The sequence below is a fragment of the Paenibacillus xylanilyticus genome (genome assembly GCF_009664365.1).
Taxonomy (GTDB): domain Bacteria; phylum Bacillota; class Bacilli; order Paenibacillales; family Paenibacillaceae; genus Paenibacillus; species Paenibacillus xylanilyticus_A.
In genome coordinates this window covers 455,779-470,961 of the sequence record NZ_CP044310.1, presented here as the reverse complement: position 1 = coordinate 470,961, position 15,183 = coordinate 455,779, and the positions used below count along the sequence as shown (strand labels likewise).

At 48.2% G+C, this 15,183-nt stretch carries 17 protein-coding genes and 1 riboswitch; of the genes, 3 read left to right on the top strand and 14 right to left on the bottom strand.

The features are described 5' to 3' along the window. Positions 1-168: 168 nt before the first annotated feature. From F4V51_RS02290 to serS, 13 genes are all read right to left on the bottom strand, one after another. Positions 169-585 carry a pyridoxamine 5'-phosphate oxidase family protein gene (locus tag F4V51_RS02290; RefSeq protein WP_153976677.1) on the bottom strand — a complete coding sequence of 139 codons (417 nt, stop codon included), beginning with the start codon at positions 583-585 and terminating at the stop codon, positions 169-171. Between the two features lie 403 nt (positions 586-988). Further along, complete coding sequence (locus F4V51_RS02285) at positions 989-1,447, bottom strand: NUDIX domain-containing protein (protein ID WP_153976676.1); 459 nt, start codon at positions 1,445-1,447, stop codon at positions 989-991. Positions 1,448-1,511: 64 nt separating this feature from the next. Further along, positions 1,512-2,276, bottom strand: coding sequence for a LamB/YcsF family protein (locus F4V51_RS02280; RefSeq protein ID WP_153976675.1), 765 nt, complete (start codon positions 2,274-2,276; stop codon positions 1,512-1,514). Then, the gene (locus tag F4V51_RS02275; RefSeq protein WP_153976674.1) at positions 2,273-3,301 is read right to left on the bottom strand and encodes a 5-oxoprolinase subunit C family protein; all 1,029 of its coding nucleotides are present in this window, start codon (positions 3,299-3,301) and stop codon (positions 2,273-2,275) included. The genes F4V51_RS02280 and F4V51_RS02275 overlap by 4 nt, the downstream gene beginning before the upstream one ends. Further along, complete coding sequence (gene pxpB, locus F4V51_RS02270) at positions 3,298-4,023, bottom strand: 5-oxoprolinase subunit PxpB (protein WP_153980531.1); 726 nt, start codon at positions 4,021-4,023, stop codon at positions 3,298-3,300. Before pxpB ends, F4V51_RS02275 begins: the two co-directional genes overlap by 4 nt. 71 nt (positions 4,024-4,094) lie before the next feature. Then, positions 4,095-4,931: a DUF2785 domain-containing protein gene (locus tag F4V51_RS02265; protein ID WP_153976673.1), complete on the bottom strand. Its 837-nt coding sequence runs from the start codon at positions 4,929-4,931 to the stop codon at positions 4,095-4,097. Next, positions 4,932-5,525, bottom strand: a complete 594-nt coding sequence (locus tag F4V51_RS02260; protein ID WP_153976672.1) for a histidine phosphatase family protein — start codon at positions 5,523-5,525, stop codon at positions 4,932-4,934. A 50-nt stretch (positions 5,526-5,575) separates the two neighbouring features. Continuing rightward, positions 5,576-6,148 (bottom strand): DUF1572 family protein, encoded by a 573-nt coding sequence (locus F4V51_RS02255; RefSeq protein ID WP_153980530.1) that lies wholly within the window; start codon positions 6,146-6,148, stop codon positions 5,576-5,578. Positions 6,149-6,198: 50 nt separating this feature from the next. Continuing rightward, positions 6,199-6,528 carry a DUF952 domain-containing protein gene (locus F4V51_RS02250; protein WP_127539142.1) on the bottom strand — a complete coding sequence of 110 codons (330 nt, stop codon included), beginning with the start codon at positions 6,526-6,528 and terminating at the stop codon, positions 6,199-6,201. Between the two features lie 53 nt (positions 6,529-6,581). Next, positions 6,582-7,139, bottom strand: a complete 558-nt coding sequence (locus F4V51_RS02245) for a GNAT family N-acetyltransferase (RefSeq protein WP_153976671.1) — start codon at positions 7,137-7,139, stop codon at positions 6,582-6,584. After that, entirely contained in the window at positions 7,129-7,446 is a 318-nt protein-coding gene (locus F4V51_RS02240; protein ID WP_268893539.1) for a ribosomal maturation YjgA family protein, read from the bottom strand. Before F4V51_RS02240 ends, F4V51_RS02245 begins: the two co-directional genes overlap by 11 nt. A 498-nt stretch (positions 7,447-7,944) precedes the next feature. After that, entirely contained in the window at positions 7,945-9,051 is a 1,107-nt protein-coding gene (locus tag F4V51_RS02235) for an Ig-like domain-containing protein (RefSeq protein WP_153976669.1), read from the bottom strand. Between the two features lie 235 nt (positions 9,052-9,286). Then, positions 9,287-10,582: a serine--tRNA ligase gene (gene serS / locus F4V51_RS02230; RefSeq protein WP_153976668.1), complete on the bottom strand. Its 1,296-nt coding sequence runs from the start codon at positions 10,580-10,582 to the stop codon at positions 9,287-9,289. A gap of 375 nt (positions 10,583-10,957) precedes the next feature. On the opposite strand from serS, the gene F4V51_RS02225 reads away from it, so the two are divergent. Next, entirely contained in the window at positions 10,958-12,190 is a 1,233-nt protein-coding gene (locus F4V51_RS02225; RefSeq protein WP_153976667.1) for an MFS transporter, read from the top strand. Between the two features lie 235 nt (positions 12,191-12,425). Here F4V51_RS02225 and F4V51_RS02220 read toward each other — a convergent pair whose 3' ends face one another. Further along, positions 12,426-12,926, bottom strand: coding sequence for a DUF2798 domain-containing protein (locus F4V51_RS02220; RefSeq protein WP_153976666.1), 501 nt, complete (start codon positions 12,924-12,926; stop codon positions 12,426-12,428). A gap of 172 nt (positions 12,927-13,098) precedes the next feature. Here F4V51_RS02220 and F4V51_RS02215 point away from each other — a divergent pair, with 172 nt between their 5' ends. Together F4V51_RS02215 and F4V51_RS02210 are read left to right on the top strand one after the other, a co-directional pair. After that, positions 13,099-13,485: a VOC family protein gene (locus F4V51_RS02215; RefSeq protein WP_095361587.1), complete on the top strand. Its 387-nt coding sequence runs from the start codon at positions 13,099-13,101 to the stop codon at positions 13,483-13,485. 204 nt (positions 13,486-13,689) lie between these two features. Beyond that, a riboswitch (TPP riboswitch) is annotated at positions 13,690-13,802 on the top strand. Between the two features lie 211 nt (positions 13,803-14,013). After that, a complete protein-coding gene (locus F4V51_RS02210; protein WP_153976665.1) occupies positions 14,014-15,054 on the top strand; it encodes an ABC transporter substrate-binding protein in 1,041 nt (346 codons plus the stop codon). The last annotated feature ends 129 nt before the right edge of the window (positions 15,055-15,183 follow it).

Genomic DNA, 15,183 nt, shown 5'->3' with positions numbered 1-15,183 from the left:
TACGAGATGTGTTAAATACGTATATTACATAACACTTACATATGTATCCATTTCCCCCTGCTCATTAGCCAGCAAAAAACCGCGAAGCCCTGCGGCCTCACGGTTTATATGTCCATCAAGATATATCCGATGATTCAGTGCTGCCAGAGAGCACTTCATTCGGTTATTTTATTGTTCCCACACCTGATGCTCATGGTCCTTACCTGTATATTCAATGCGTACTGGTGTAATATCCAAAATCACATAATTCGGATCGTTCGGTCCGTCAAACCATGCTTTCAGTTCATCATTCCACACTTCTTCGCGCAGGTTTTCATTCTTGGTCACTTCACAGGTTCCTTCGATCTCAACCACTTCTTTGGAGCCACCCGCCTCATAGCCGAGCAAAAGACTGACATTCGGGTTGTTCTCCAGCTCCTCCACCTTATGCGTGCGGCGGTTCGTCGCCAAGTGAATATTCATGCCATCATTGAAAAGCGCCATATAGCGGGATTTCGGTTTACCATTTTCCACAGTTGAGAAGCTGCAAAAAGGGTTGTTTTCCAATGCCTTTACAATGTTTTGTTCGAGTTCCGACTTATTCATGGGACATGCTCCTTTCGGTTTGGGGGTAGTTTTGAAGTACATATGGGCAGTCGTTACGGTTACGGATCGTTCTTCCGATCACTGTTGTCTCTAAATTTTCTTAATTTTATTGTTGTAAGGTTATAATTCAGAGACAAACGTGACCGCTGACGCTTCTTCAGAATCGATTCCGTCCCCTTCACTGCTCCCACAGCTCTTCAAAACAGAGATAGCTAAGCCATAGGCTTACAGGACACCTCATTAAATACCCATCTTAAGGACATTTTTTGATGTTATCGAGTAAACATCGGCCTGCTTATTTATAAGTTTGTTGTGACATAAAAGCCTGTACTTATAGTGTACCCACCCCACCTATGGTGAATCCATGAATCCGTTCGTAAACGTGACAATATTGGAAAGGTTATCAGTTCATATCCCCAAGATAAATCCGGGATGGTTCACGTTTCAGCAGCAATTCGCCAATCGTTTGGGGATACAAACGGACGGAAGCCAGCTCCTCAAGGGCGATCCATTCGACCGCGACCTGATTGTCATCCGGATTGGTGCCTTCAAATACTGTGGCATTCACATCCTTCAGACTGCATTCAAAATAAAATTCAACCTGGTGTATATCAGCATCCCATTCGGCAAACTCATGATTCTTCCCGATATATTCCCGGATATGAAGCAAGTCTCCCACGGTTACCGCCTGTCCGATCTCCTCCAAGCATTCGCGGGCGACCGCATCCTTCAATTCTTCACCCTTCTCCTGTCCTCCACCTGGGAAAACATAAGCTGCACCGTATTGATCCTCCAAACGGATGACGAACAGCCTTCCATTCTGAACGATGACCGCCTTCGCGGAATTTCGTATCGGTTTCATCTGTTTATCGACTCCAATTCATTCATATGTATTGATCTCGGTCGGTTTCGGTACCGTTCCAATCTCAAGCATGACCTGCAGCCGATAGAGTTACCCCTTCAGCTTCAAGTAATCTGCGGATTTCTCTTGCAAAAGATAGGGCATGCTCCCCATCACCATGTATGCATATGGTTTCCGCTTTGAGTGGAACCGCTATGCCTTCCGTGGACACAACGACACCTTCATTCACCATGCGCAGCACTTGAGCCAGCGCTTGTTCTGGCTGCCCAATGACTGCTCCGGCATGACTGCGGGGCGTCAATTTACCGTCCGAACCGTAAGTCCGATCTGCAAACACTTCACTTACGCTGCGCAGACCGGTGACATCCGCCGCCTCAATGAGCGCGCTGCCTGCAAGACCATACAGGTATAATTCTGGCCTTACGTTGTAAACCGCCTGAGCAATGGCTTCAGCAAGCCTCATATTCTCCGCGGCCATATTGTATAACGCGCCGTGCGGCTTCACATGATGCATGCATCCACCGTATGCGCGTACGAAGGCATCCAGTGCCCCGATCTGGTATACGACCATGTCATAGGCTTCCTGCGGGGTTATATCCATGCTTCTCCTGCCAAAACCCTGCATATCCGGCAATCCCGGATGTGCTCCAATTGCAATCTGATGCTCCATCGCCTTTTCCACCGTGGATCGCATCGTGGCCGGATCGCCTGCATGAAATCCGCAAGCAATGTTGGCCGAAGTGATCAGCGGCAAAACCGCCTCATCCCACGGCATTCGGTATATACCGTAACTTTCGCCCAGATCACAATTAATATCTACCGTCTTCATTGGCGATCCCCCGTTTCGGTCAATCTTCTGCGGATGAATGCAGCGCTCAGCTGTAATCTCCGTTCCTGCTCCAGGAACAACTGCTGCGCTTCTTCATGTGTAATTGGCTGAAAAGCCACCCGAGTCCCAGGCTTTGCCTGAGCCAATACTGGTAAATCCACCCTGGCGACCTGTGCAATCACAGGATATCCTCCAATGGTCTGATGATCTGCCATCAGGATGATGGGCTGACCATCTGCAGGGACCTGTACTGTGCCATAGGTTACAGCTTCCGATAATCGACTCATGGGTTGTTCAAGCTCCAGCCTTGAACCCTCCAATCGATATCCCATCCGATTCGACTGAGGAGCAATCACATATTGTTCTTTATACAGCCTTTCCAGGCTTTCCCTGGTAAACTTGGAGGTATCCGCACCCAACATCACACGGATCACTGGATCCTTCTGATATAAAGGCCATTCTCTGCTGGATAAGTGCCATATCGGCCCCTTCATTTGTGTTTTCCCCAGCTTCGCTTGTCCCAGCAATTGCTGGAGCATGGCTCGTGCTTCCCAAGAAGCCGCCGCAGCAGATAATATATCTCCTGCCCGCAAAGCTCTGCCTCCCAAGCCACCAATACCTGTTTTCAGGTCCGTGCTTCGGCTCCCCATGACCTCATTTACCTCTATCCCACCAGCAATGGACAGATATGCTCTCAATCCGGATCGACATCGCCCAAATTTCAATACACTTCCCGCCATTAACGCGACCGGACGCCACAGGGGAACAGGCTGATCATTCACGGTCGCCGACAGATCTGCCCCACATAGAGCGATGAGGCTATTTTCATGAAATCGAAGCTCAGGGCCCGTCATGGTTATTTCCATCACAGCTGCATTACGGAGATTATTCACCAGCATATTGGCTGTTCTTGCTGCAAATGTATCCATGACTCCACCCGGATGTACCCCATGCCGTCGATATCCGTACCTTCCCTCATCCTGAACTGTGGACAACAGGCCTGGGCGAATGACCTCCATTTTCATCCTTCGCCCTCCTTCCACTCCATGTAATCCTGTTCCGTTATCGCTTCAAACCGGACCCGATCCCCTGCCTGAAGCAGGCTCGGCAGATCATGTTCAGGACGAAACAGCTTCAGAGGTGTTCGTCCGATGCAGTGCCAACCACCAGGCGTGGCTACCGGGTATATTCCGGTTTGCTCGCCGCCGATTCCGACGGTCCCAGCTTCCACTCTCAGCCTCGGAGTTGCTCTTCGGGGTGTCGCAATCCGCTTGGGTAATCCGCCAAGGTAGGGGAACCCCGGGGCAAATCCAATCATGTGGACCAGGTATTCCCCGGATGTATGAATCGCAACAACCTCATCTGGGGTCAGTTCGTTTTCACTTGCAACATACTCCAGATCAGGCCCGAATGGACCTCCGTAGCATACGGGGATTACTATAGTTCTGAATTGATTATGTACGGAATCCTCCAGCATCTCTAACCGGGACAATATCATCCTGCACACCTGTTGATATGGAGAAACTCTATGTGTTCCTTTTCCTAAAGCCGATCGAGCCGATTCTGCAACAACTATTGGATCATAAAACAGTGCAACCGACGCGAATGATGGAACCAACTCCACCAAACCCGGAAAGGAATTTCCCTCCAGCCAAGCACAGACCGAGATCACTCTGCGGTGAACTTCATCCGATATTGCATCTCCGCAACGAATCATTACCCCAGCCTCACCCAGTGGAGACAGCATCTCTTCTGTCCATGCATACTTGATTTTGCTCACGCCATCTCCCCCTATTGGTAAGTTAGGATTGATCATGTTCACTCATTTTCCAAAGCGTTTAGAACAAGCTCCCTAACTATTGAAAATGGATCTTGTTCTTCTTTTCGTATCACCAGATACAGAGTCTGCAAAAAGACACGTACGTTCATGCTAATCCGGCATATCTCCACATAGCTTCTTTCACCGGTCTGATCTATGCATGCCTGTTGAAGTGCAGCAATCCATGCTGCAAGATCCGATCTATTGAGCAACTTGCGCCTAACTATAGTCACTACCGCATGAGCAATACGCTGGTCCTCATCATGGATGTATACTGCGGTAGATTCCGTTATCTTCACAGCGAGTGAGTCCAACAGTTCTTTCAACGCCGTTTCATCCATATATGGGGATTGAGCAAGGTCTTCAGCCGCATCGGAGGCATGTGCAGGAGCATGAGCCCAACCTTTTTCATCGACGTATCCGCGAACATCCTTCTCTTCCTTCAGGTATGTGGTCAATCGGTGATGAATAGCCTCGATATCTGCCTTGATCAGAAAGTTCCGCTGACGATCCATGTTTAGGATGGGAGGCAGCAGCAGGACGGAAAAGGCCCGTGTAAATACGCTGTCCCTTCCTTTCTCTCCGATCCCATAGAAAAGATGCTGATCATCCATTGCTTTATAGAGCAAAACACGGAGTTGTTCTGCTGAAAATATCCCCTGTCCGATCCAGGTTGCAAACGTAACATATATAAGCTCATCTCGAAGGACCGGATCCGTACTTCCAATGTGCTGTAACATATGCAGCGCCAGTTCGTAAGGTCGCTCTACCTCATCGGCCGCAAAATTCTTCGATTGTATAAGCTGTAATTGCCCTTTAAGTTCAGTTGCATTCATCTATAAGGAATCCTCTGCAGAATTCAGATGGATACTGCAATTGTATAATTCGCAGGCCCAGGATCCAGCTTTCTTTTCTATTCGGGTAATCGAGGTATTGGATAACTTCGTGCCAACATCCAGCGCAGGTACCAATCCTCGGAGGGTATTACGCAGAATGGCCCCATGACTGACCACAATCACTTTACCATCAGGATGCTCTTTGCATATATCCTCGATCGCAGCACTGCCACGCATCGTCCCAGCTTCTGCAGCTTCCCGTCCCAGCTCCAGAGTGCTCCATTCTGGGCCCCATTTGGCTATACGTTCTGCCTCCGTTGTTCCTTCCACCTGACCCCCGCCCATCTCACGCAGCCTTGGGTCCAGATGAATCTCACTTATACCCAGCCGTTCACTGATAATCTTCGCCGTCTCATGTGCACGCCCCAGATCACTGGCATAGATGGCATCCCACGATTCCGAACTCAGCCTTTCCGCAAGCAAAACCGCCTGTTCTCTCCCTTCCTGATCCAGTGGATTGTTCGTCTGTCCCTGAGACCGTTTCTCTTTATTCCATGCCGTGCTTCCGTGACGTATTAATGCAAACTGTGTCATAGTGTCCCTCACTTTGTTCTATAGTAGGCGTTATTCATGTTGCCGATCATTCAATCCGTGTCTAACTCATCCGCGGTAAAATGTTTGCGTTCTTTTGGTTTGGCAAACTTGTTGCCGTTGTATACTGCTGATCCATTTCTTGGTATAGAAAGGCTGGCCCATGGTGTTTCTTTCAGCATTTTGGCTGCATAAATAATTTGTCCCACATGATACGGATAATGCGCCAATTGCCGTGTAATAGCCTCCATGACGGTATGACCTTCATTGCGAATGTATATGATCTGTGAGAGTTGTTCCGGTGCAAAAGAACGAATGGCACTCAGCAGGCAGTTCCAGCCTTCCTCCCACTTGCCCATCAGTTCTTCTCGTGTGGAGATGTCATTGACGAATTCCGCGTCTCGCGCCCGCCAAGGCTTTTCACCATCGCTTGTGAGCACATCCGTCCAGCGGGATAACATATTGCCCCACAGATGCTTCACAATAACGGCAATGCTGTTGGTATCCTCATGCCATGCCTGAAATAATTGCTCGGTCTCCAGCTGCTCCATGGCCTTCTCTCCAAGCTGCTTATAGTACAGAAATTGCTTCTCGGCTGTCTCCAGAAATACCTGATTCATATTCATATCCAATTGGCCAACACCTTTCTATATCCATAGTGAGTGCAAGGCTTGCTTTATTCGGGAAATACCAGTACGCCTTCTTCGTTCGGCGGAAAAGGAATCACTTTTTTCACCGCATCGAGATTAAGCTCTCCATAAATATGAGGAAAAAGTTCATTTAACTCATACAGGTCTTCATATACGAGTTCTGGCTTCAATGTTTTTTCATCAATACCCAGCAGCAGCAGATCCGTACGCCCTGCGTAATATTGCGCAGCTACCCATGGAATCTGCTCTTTGGTAGAGCAATGAATGAATCCATCCGTTTCCAGACTATCCGGTGCATACACGCTCTCCTTGGATACCTGTTCCCATACCGATTGAGAAATAATGCTGTAAATCATTGCGCCGCCTCCTTATCAATCTCTTCTATGTATCCTGTGTATCATTGCAAGTATTATAGATCATCCCGGATACGGGAGTACAATTTTTGATCCGTGAACACGCCTTTGATCTTCAATTGCTTGCGAAGCAGGCCTTCATACGACATGCCCAGTTTCTCCATGACCCGCGCCGAACCGATATTGCCAGCATTGCATCTGCCCTCCAGCCGATTGCAGTCCAGTTCCTGAAAGCAGTAATGAACGATGGGCTGCATCGCTTCAGCAGCAATCCCTTTATTCCACTCCTTGCTTGCAATGGCATATCCCAAAGAAGCACTCTGCATAAGCTCATTGAAATGAAAAATTCCCCCGCGGCCAATCAGGCGCCCCGTGTCTTTGCGAACAAATCCCCATAGATACACCGATTTGTTCTCATAATTGTCCAAGGCTCGTTGGATGTATTGAACGGAGTCATCCACCTTCTCATGGCGGTTCCACAGACTCTGCTCGCTCACTCTGGGGTCGGAGGCAAATGCATAGTAATCCTCCGTATCGTCCAATGTAAGACGTCTAAGCAGCAGCCGCTCTGTTTCAAATTCTGGTGACTCCGCAAATAACTTTTCAATGTTCATACGAACTCCTCCTATTGCTCAGGAAATAATGGTCTATCACGAACGTGCACAGAATCCCTGCTGTATATCTGACGAGATCTATGACAAGAAAACCGTGTCCCAAAATTAAGGCACCCAACGTGGTTGAACGTACCTCATTGAGCCATGGCATCTGAATCATTTGCGAGAATTCTATTCCCCAGCTAAACACAAAGCTCAATAGGAAAGCCCAAGCCTTACTTCGCCTGATCCAAACCATCCGAAATCCGAAATAGATCATGCCTGCCCACAAGGCATCTCCCGCATGTTCATGTAAGAAAACAGGCATTATATCCCCATAGCGACGGGATGCCAGCCCAGCTGCCATGGTAATGACTACCGCAATAAAGTACATATGTCTTCCTCTGATCAACATCACCTTCTCCAATGCTTACGATCCATCGGAACTAAACCGCAGTTCTCTATCTGTACAGCAATTCTATGATCTGTAGTTGGTTCTCAGATGGTAACCTGTTTTATACATCTCACTTGCCTTTTGTTTCATTTCCTCAACCTTAATGCACTTCTGAAACGACAGTACCGAGATGATCGAAAAAAAAGATACCTAAGGTACGCCCAATCCTTCAGATCCCCGCTTGAACTTATAATTGTAGCCTTCATGCGGATCACGTCCTCTCCGTTTTTGTTTCTGGGCACGCGCAGCTTAGCCACTTATTGCGGTGCATTCGCATTTTTGTATCTAAAAAGGGACGTATATTCTACGTCCCTCTGCTGTCTGTCTCTATGATGTCAAAAGCTATGGTCACTCGCTGGTATGAAATTAGCTTTATTTTACCGTTACCGGTATCGTCACTTTCTTGTTGTTCCACTTGACGGTTATACTCGTTTTGCCTTTACCCACAGCCACTACTTTGCCATTGGTTACCGTAGCTACGCCCGGTTTCGTACTGCTCCAGACTGCATTGTTGGTAACCACCGTTGTTTTGCCTGTATCATACTGCGCCATAACGGTTAGCGTGGTGCTTCCCTGCGGGGATAACACCAGCTTCTTCTGACCTGTAATCAACTTTTTGAGCAATGGTACAACTGTAACTTCTGTCTTTATTGTCTGATCTTGGTAGGTTCCTGTCAAGGTTGCCTTTCCTTCGGTCAGCGTTTTGACCGTCCCGTTTTTAACGGTTGCCACTGCATTGTTCGAGGAAGTCCAGGTCACCTGTTTCGACAGATTAATTGTTTTTCCGTTGGCATATGTACCAATGACCTTCAGTGCCTTGGATTTCTTGATGTTCAACTGCATTGCAGTAGGAGTAACTTCCACTTTGGTAATAATGTCAGTAATGGCGACAGGCACTTTAACTGTTTCCGAGCCGTATTTGCCTTGCAACAGCACCCGGCCAGGCGTATTACCTTTAATCTTGCCGTTTTCCACGACAGCTGCTGCATTCGAAACGCTCCACACGATCTCTGATGTTACATCTTCTTCCTTGCCGCTCGCACGTACAATGCTGACTTTGGGCAGTGCACTTTCACTGCCTTTGACGAAGCTATAGGATTTGGGCGAAGCCTTGATGCTTTTGATTTTCTCGGAAACCTGAACAAGAAGCTGCGCCTTGGCCCCATCGACTTCAGCATGAATCGTTGCCTCACCCGCTGCTACGGCCTTTACTTTACCTTTCACAATAGTTGCAACTGCTGCATTACTCGTAGACCATGTAACCCCTGCGGTCACATCCTGCTTGTTATCAAATCCTTCAACTTCAGCCATCACCTTCAACGCAACCGTCTGGGACACACTTAACTTCTGCGGGCTGCTGTTGGTAATTTCAATGGAGGTCACGTCACCGGTGGCCGCCAAAATGTGTGATGGAGCCAAGATGGCACATACCATGATCAGTGCAAGCATTCCTCGAAGTGTTCGTTTAACTCTTTTCATTGCAATCTTCCATCTCCTATAATCCAATATTTTACTTCTATTATATTATATCGGAGATTGAATGCATAATAATGAATTTTATAGTGCCAGGATGGTCAAAAGAAGTGAGATTCGACAATTTTCCAATGAACCTCAACCAATCAAAGCCATACGACATTTACATAGAAAAGACAGAAACAGAACCTTTTTGGAAAGGGGCTCCGTTTCTGTCTTGCTACCAACTTATACTCTACGGTTACTCTTCACTTTGAAGAGGCAATGCCAAATATTCAGCTCCACCCATATAAGGCTGGAGAGCTGCCGGAATGCGAATGCTTCCATCCTCCTGTTGGTGGTTCTCCAATAATGGAATAAGGATCCGCGGCGATGCCACGGCCGTATTGTTGAGCGTATGACAGTACGCTAGCTGACCTTCGGCATTGCGGCAGCGAATATTCGAACGACGTGCTTGAAAGTCATGCAGGTTTGACGACGAATGGGTTTCCCCATAAGCGCCCCGGCTCGGCATCCATGTCTCAATATCGTATTGTTTATACGTTTTCTGCGACATGTCGCCTGTACATACCGCCACGACCCGATAAGGCAGTTCAAGCAGCTGCAGCAATTCCTCTGCATGTCCGGTAATTTCCTGCAGCATGCGCTCCGATTCCTCTGCATCCGGTGCACAGAGAATGACCTGTTCGACTTTCGCAAACTGATGCACCCGGTACAAACCTCGTACATCCCGTCCGCCTGACCCCACCTCACTGCGGAAACAGGTGGATGCGGCAGCCAGTTTAATCGGCTGCTGTACATCTACAATCTCATCGGCATAATACGAGACAAGCGGTACCTCGGAGGTGCCAACCAGCCACTTGTCCTCACCTTCCAATTCATAGACCTGATCGCGTCCTGTCGGGAAAAACCCCGTGTTCACAAGTGCATCCTCTCTGACCATTAGAGGCACTTCCATAGGGGTGAACCCTTGGCGCAGCAGCAGATCAAGTGCGAGCTGCTGTACCGCCCGGTGCAGAAGCAGCCCTGCTCCTTTTAACACATAGCTTCGTGTCCCTCCGATCTTCACCCCCCGCGGGATATCAATCAGATCATGAAGCTCCCCGAGCTCCACATGGTCCTTGGCTGTGTAAGCGAATGTCGGTGTTTCCCCCACACGTCGCAGCTCCACATTATCCTCGTCCGATGCTCCAACCGGCGTATCCGGTGATACGACATTAGGCACCAGCCATTGCAGCCGGGTCACTTCCTCCTGCACGCCCGCAAGCTTCGCTTCGACCTCTTCCAGCTTCTCGTTCAGCTGTTTCACCTGAATTCTCAATCCTTCGGCCTGTTCACGGTCCCCGGATTGCATCAATTTTCCGATATCCGCTGATAAGGTGTTCCGCATTCTGCGTCCTTCTTCTGTTTCCTGCAAAAGCGCTCTGCGCTCCTCATCCCGCTCCAGCAATGCACGAATGCTAATATTAATTTTCTTCCCGTCTGCTGCCGCCTGCACTTCATCTGCATGGGCCCGAATCCACTTCATGTCCAACATGGTCACCGTCTCCTTTGGCTAAAAAAATGCAAAGAGCGCCCTCATCCCTTGGGACGAGGAGCGCTCTGCTCGCGGTGCCACCCAACTTGCCGAATCAGGATACCCTGTTCCAGCCTCTTGGTCCGCGATAACGGGCGGTTCCGGTTAACTTGGGGATGGATTCGCTCCCCTGGCGATAACGCCTCCGAGTTGGATGCTCTTCAACGGCATGGTTCCGATCTGTAATTGTTGTGTTTCAGTATATCCGAACCATGAACCACTTTGCAAGTCCTACCAAATCCTTACACATGCTGTTATGATAGACTTGTTTGCACTCGGACGTATGAGCCGAAGTAGCTGACCTTAAATTGTACATAGGTATAGAAGGAGTTCTCCATGAAAAAATTGTTATGGATCGGCTGTCTGTCCTATTTTCTTATCGGACTTGCACACGTGGTCCTCGGTTCCATTCTGCCTGTCGCACTAGAACATTACGGTAAAGATTACAGTCAGGGAGGAACACTGATCTTTGCCCAATTTGCCGGATTCCTGGGCGGTGTACTGTTGTCTCCTCCGTTAAATCGTCGTTTTGGCAAACGCGGCGGATTACTTATCGCTGCAGCTCTGCTATGCATCGCAGAGTTATCCTATATGCTGCTGCCTCCCTGGGGCTTTATGTTCGTCATTGCACCCGCAGCCGGTTTCGGATTCGGCATGATCGAAGCCGTAATCGGTACGATCATCATTGCTGCCATCAAAGAAAATACCGCAGTGGCAATGAGCAGGCTTGAAGTATTATTCGGTATCGGAGCCATGGTCATGCCGCTTATCGCCAGCGGTCTGATCTCGGCAGGGTACTGGCGCATGTCCTTCCTCGTCGTTGCCGTCTGTTCAGCACTGACTTTTCTCTTCTGGGCCAGAATGTCATTCGGGGAGCTGGATCCCGCACTCAGCAGGCGTCAGCCAGATGCCGCTGCTGGACACGTCCATGCGATGGAAGCTTCAGATAGTGTGTCTTCATCAGGCAGTAAAACAACCAGTTCAACCTACCGAGGCCGTAATCTGGCCCTGATGATCCTATTCGTTGCATTTTTCTTTCTCTATGTCGGCACGGAGATGAGTCTTGCCAATTTCATGCCTGCCATTCTGATTGAAAAAATGAACATGAAGGAAGCTGGGGCAGCTCTTAGTGTTACCTGCTTCTGGATCGCGATGTCTGTTGGAAGACTCTTCGCCGGGTATATCGCTGAAAAGTTCCAGTATCGCGTGTACATTTTGTACAGCTGTCTGGCAGCTGTTCTGCTTATGGCTATTTTTCCGTTCACCAACCAGATCTGGTCTGCTTTTCTAATTATTCTCCTGCTTGGACTGGCGTTTTCCGGAGTTTTCTCCATTGCTCTCGTTTTTGCCAGCAAAATGCTGCCAGGAACAGAAGAGTCTACGCCCAGTATCCTGATTGCATCTGGCGGAGTCGGCGGCGCCATTCTGCCTCTGCTTACCGGTTGGAGTCTGGATCATCTGGACGTTAATCAATCCACATGGATGCTTGCACTATTTGCTGGGGGTCTGCTTGTAATCAGCTTGGTTGCTTATCAGTGGCAGAACAGACAACGTGCAGCTTCCGTTTGATTACCGTCTTGCGTTCGTATTAAATTTTGGATTCACCAATTTAGCTATAATGAAAAGTGGCTCCGAAGCGTATGCTTTGGAGCCATTTTTGCTTCAATAATTGTAATGTAGACTGAAACTCATGTGGTCCAATGGTCTACATCATGATTGCCCAGGAAATAGTTTGCGGCAGGTTATTTCATTTTTGGAGTGAAAAATATCAGCATTCATTTATAAATTAAATTCAGAAGGTTTACTAAGCCTCGTTGTTGATCAAGGGAGCCACTACTTCTTTCCCTTTAATAAATGTGCGGAATACGTAACGAATAAGGGGCCCAATAATGAAAAGCTGCAGCGGAAGGGCCAGACTAAAGTTACGAGCAATGGTGTGAAGATAGGTTTCGAGCAGCGGTTTCCCCATCAATTGATCCGCAAAATAAGATGTAGCCATACCGTATAAGGACATGATCAAAACCATGCCAACAACCATGCAGCAAGACATGGCCACAATACCGAGAAGCTTGTTGGACTTGTCAAACGGCAGTGAAAAGGCAGCTTTCTGGGCTACTGGGCCGACAATAAAGGATTCCACCAGGAAAGCAACGGCAAAACACAAAACGAACTGAAACAGTAATTCAAGCGGGGATAATTTACCGATTAATCCGTTGTAAATCAGGTTGAAGGACATCATCACGATGACCATTCCTGTACACATCATCAAGCCAAAATAAATATGCTCTTTCTTCGTAGTTGGCAACTCTCTCTCATCCTCTCTGTTTACTCTGCCAATTATAAAGATCGCGAATATCTCCACATAAGTGAACATTCTGTGAATTTGATTTAAATCTCATTTGACAACTCGGAATTAGGAATCTATCATATCCCTTAATATGTAAGAAACAATTTTCTGAACTTGGGAGGTTTTCATGATGGGTTTTCAAAAGCGTATTGACCATATCGGTATTGCTGTACGTGATCTGGAGACAACACTGCGTTTCTATACGGAGATTGTAGGACTCGAATTGAAAGACCGGGTAACTCACACGAACGGTGTCATTCAACTCGCTTTCCTTGGCTTCAATGGTAGTGATGAAACGGAGATTGAATTGATTCAGGGATACAGTGATAAACTGCCTTCCGAAGGAACGGTGCACCATTTTGCCATCCACGTAGAGGACCTTGATGCGGAATATAAGCGTATCCAGGCTACGGAGGCAGAGTTTATCGACGGGGAGATCATTACGCTGCCCAACGGCTATCGATATTTCTTCATCTATGGACCAGAAAAGGAATGGATTGAGTTTTTCCAGCGCTAAACCATATATCGCATAAGGGATATTTCATACCAGAAATAACCTGTACCCCTCTGCCTTCAAACAAATATCGATTCCGATCCGCGTATCCTTCCTGATATAAGGTACATTCCCCAAAGCAATCCTCCCTTGGCTATTCCTCCAGTTCCTGACTGGACACATTCCGGCCTCTGGCCTATAATTACACCTAGTAATGCCCGTAACTTCATAGTTTCCCAGGGGAGTCGGAATTGGCCGGCTGAGAGTGTATCCCATCAAGATACTAACCCTTAGACCTGATCTGGATCATGCCAGCGTAGGAATCGGAGTATATCGAATTGGCCCAGCCATGTGCTGCAGCCACCTCTCTAACGCCTGCACGCGTCCCGGATTACGGGGCGCTTTTTTTGATGGTATCTTTTTGACACAAAAAGTACGTCATCCGGATCATAGCTGGTATAAATCGAAGGATTTATGCACCATGCTTGGATATGAAGCCAAGGAGTACCCCGCGCCACTGGCCGGACCATATGAAGGAGAGAAAAAAACAAGATGAGATGGCGTAAAATGATTGGACTCCTGCTCTTGTGTATGACACTGGTCACCGTAGCTGCATGCGGCAGCAAGGAAGCAGCACCTGCAGGACAGAATGGCAGCAGCACCACTGAAAACAGCAGCGAAGGTGACAGCGCAGCATTGAAGGATGTTAAGGTCGTGCTCGACTGGACACCCAATACGAACCACACCGGCCTTTATGCCGCCGTGGATCAAGGGTTTTACCAGGCAGAAGGTTTGAATGTCGAGATTGTACAGCCGGGAGCTGGCGGTGCGGATACGATGGTAGCCTCAAACGAGGTTCCTTTTGGGGTAAGTTATCAGGAGAGCGTAACACAGGCCCGCACACAGGACGTTCCGCTCGTCTCCATTGCAGCTGTCATTCAGCATAATACGTCTGGATTCGCCGCTCCGGTGGATCGAAAAATCAAATCACCCAAGGATTTCGAAGGCAAATCCTATGGCGGCTGGGGATCACCCGTTGAAGAAGCGGTTATGCAATCCATTATGGAAGGCGAAGGCGCCGATGTGTCCAAAGTAAAAAATATTAATATGGGCGACGCCGACTTTTTTACCGCAGTGAAACGGGACATTGATTTTGCATGGATCTTCTATGCATGGACCGGCATTGAAGCCGAGCTGCGCGGAGAACCCCTCGACATGCTGTATGTGAAGGATTATTCCGATGCGCTGGACTATTACACGCCTGTACTCGTGACGAACGAGCAGACCATTCAGAACGACCCCGAACTGGTGAAGGCATTTATGAAGGCTACTTCTGAAGGGTATCAATATGCGATTGATCATCCCGAAGAAGCTGCGGACATTTTAATCAAGGCTGTACCTGATCTCGATAAGGACCTTGTGGTGGCAAGTCAGAAATGGCTGAGCCCGAAATACAAGGATGACGCTCCGCGCTGGGGTGAGCAAAAACAGGAAGTGTGGCAGAACTACACGGACTGGATGTTCAGCAAAAAACTGCTTGATGAGCAGATCGATGTATCCCAAGCGTATACGAACGATTTTTTACCCCAATAAAATATAACTGTATAAGTCGACTTTTATGTACACCGGAACGAAGAGTGCTGAACCCATCTGTAGAAACAAAGTGGTCGCCTTTATCGCCGGATTTCCCCATTAAAAATGGAATCAAGAAATCCGGTGATA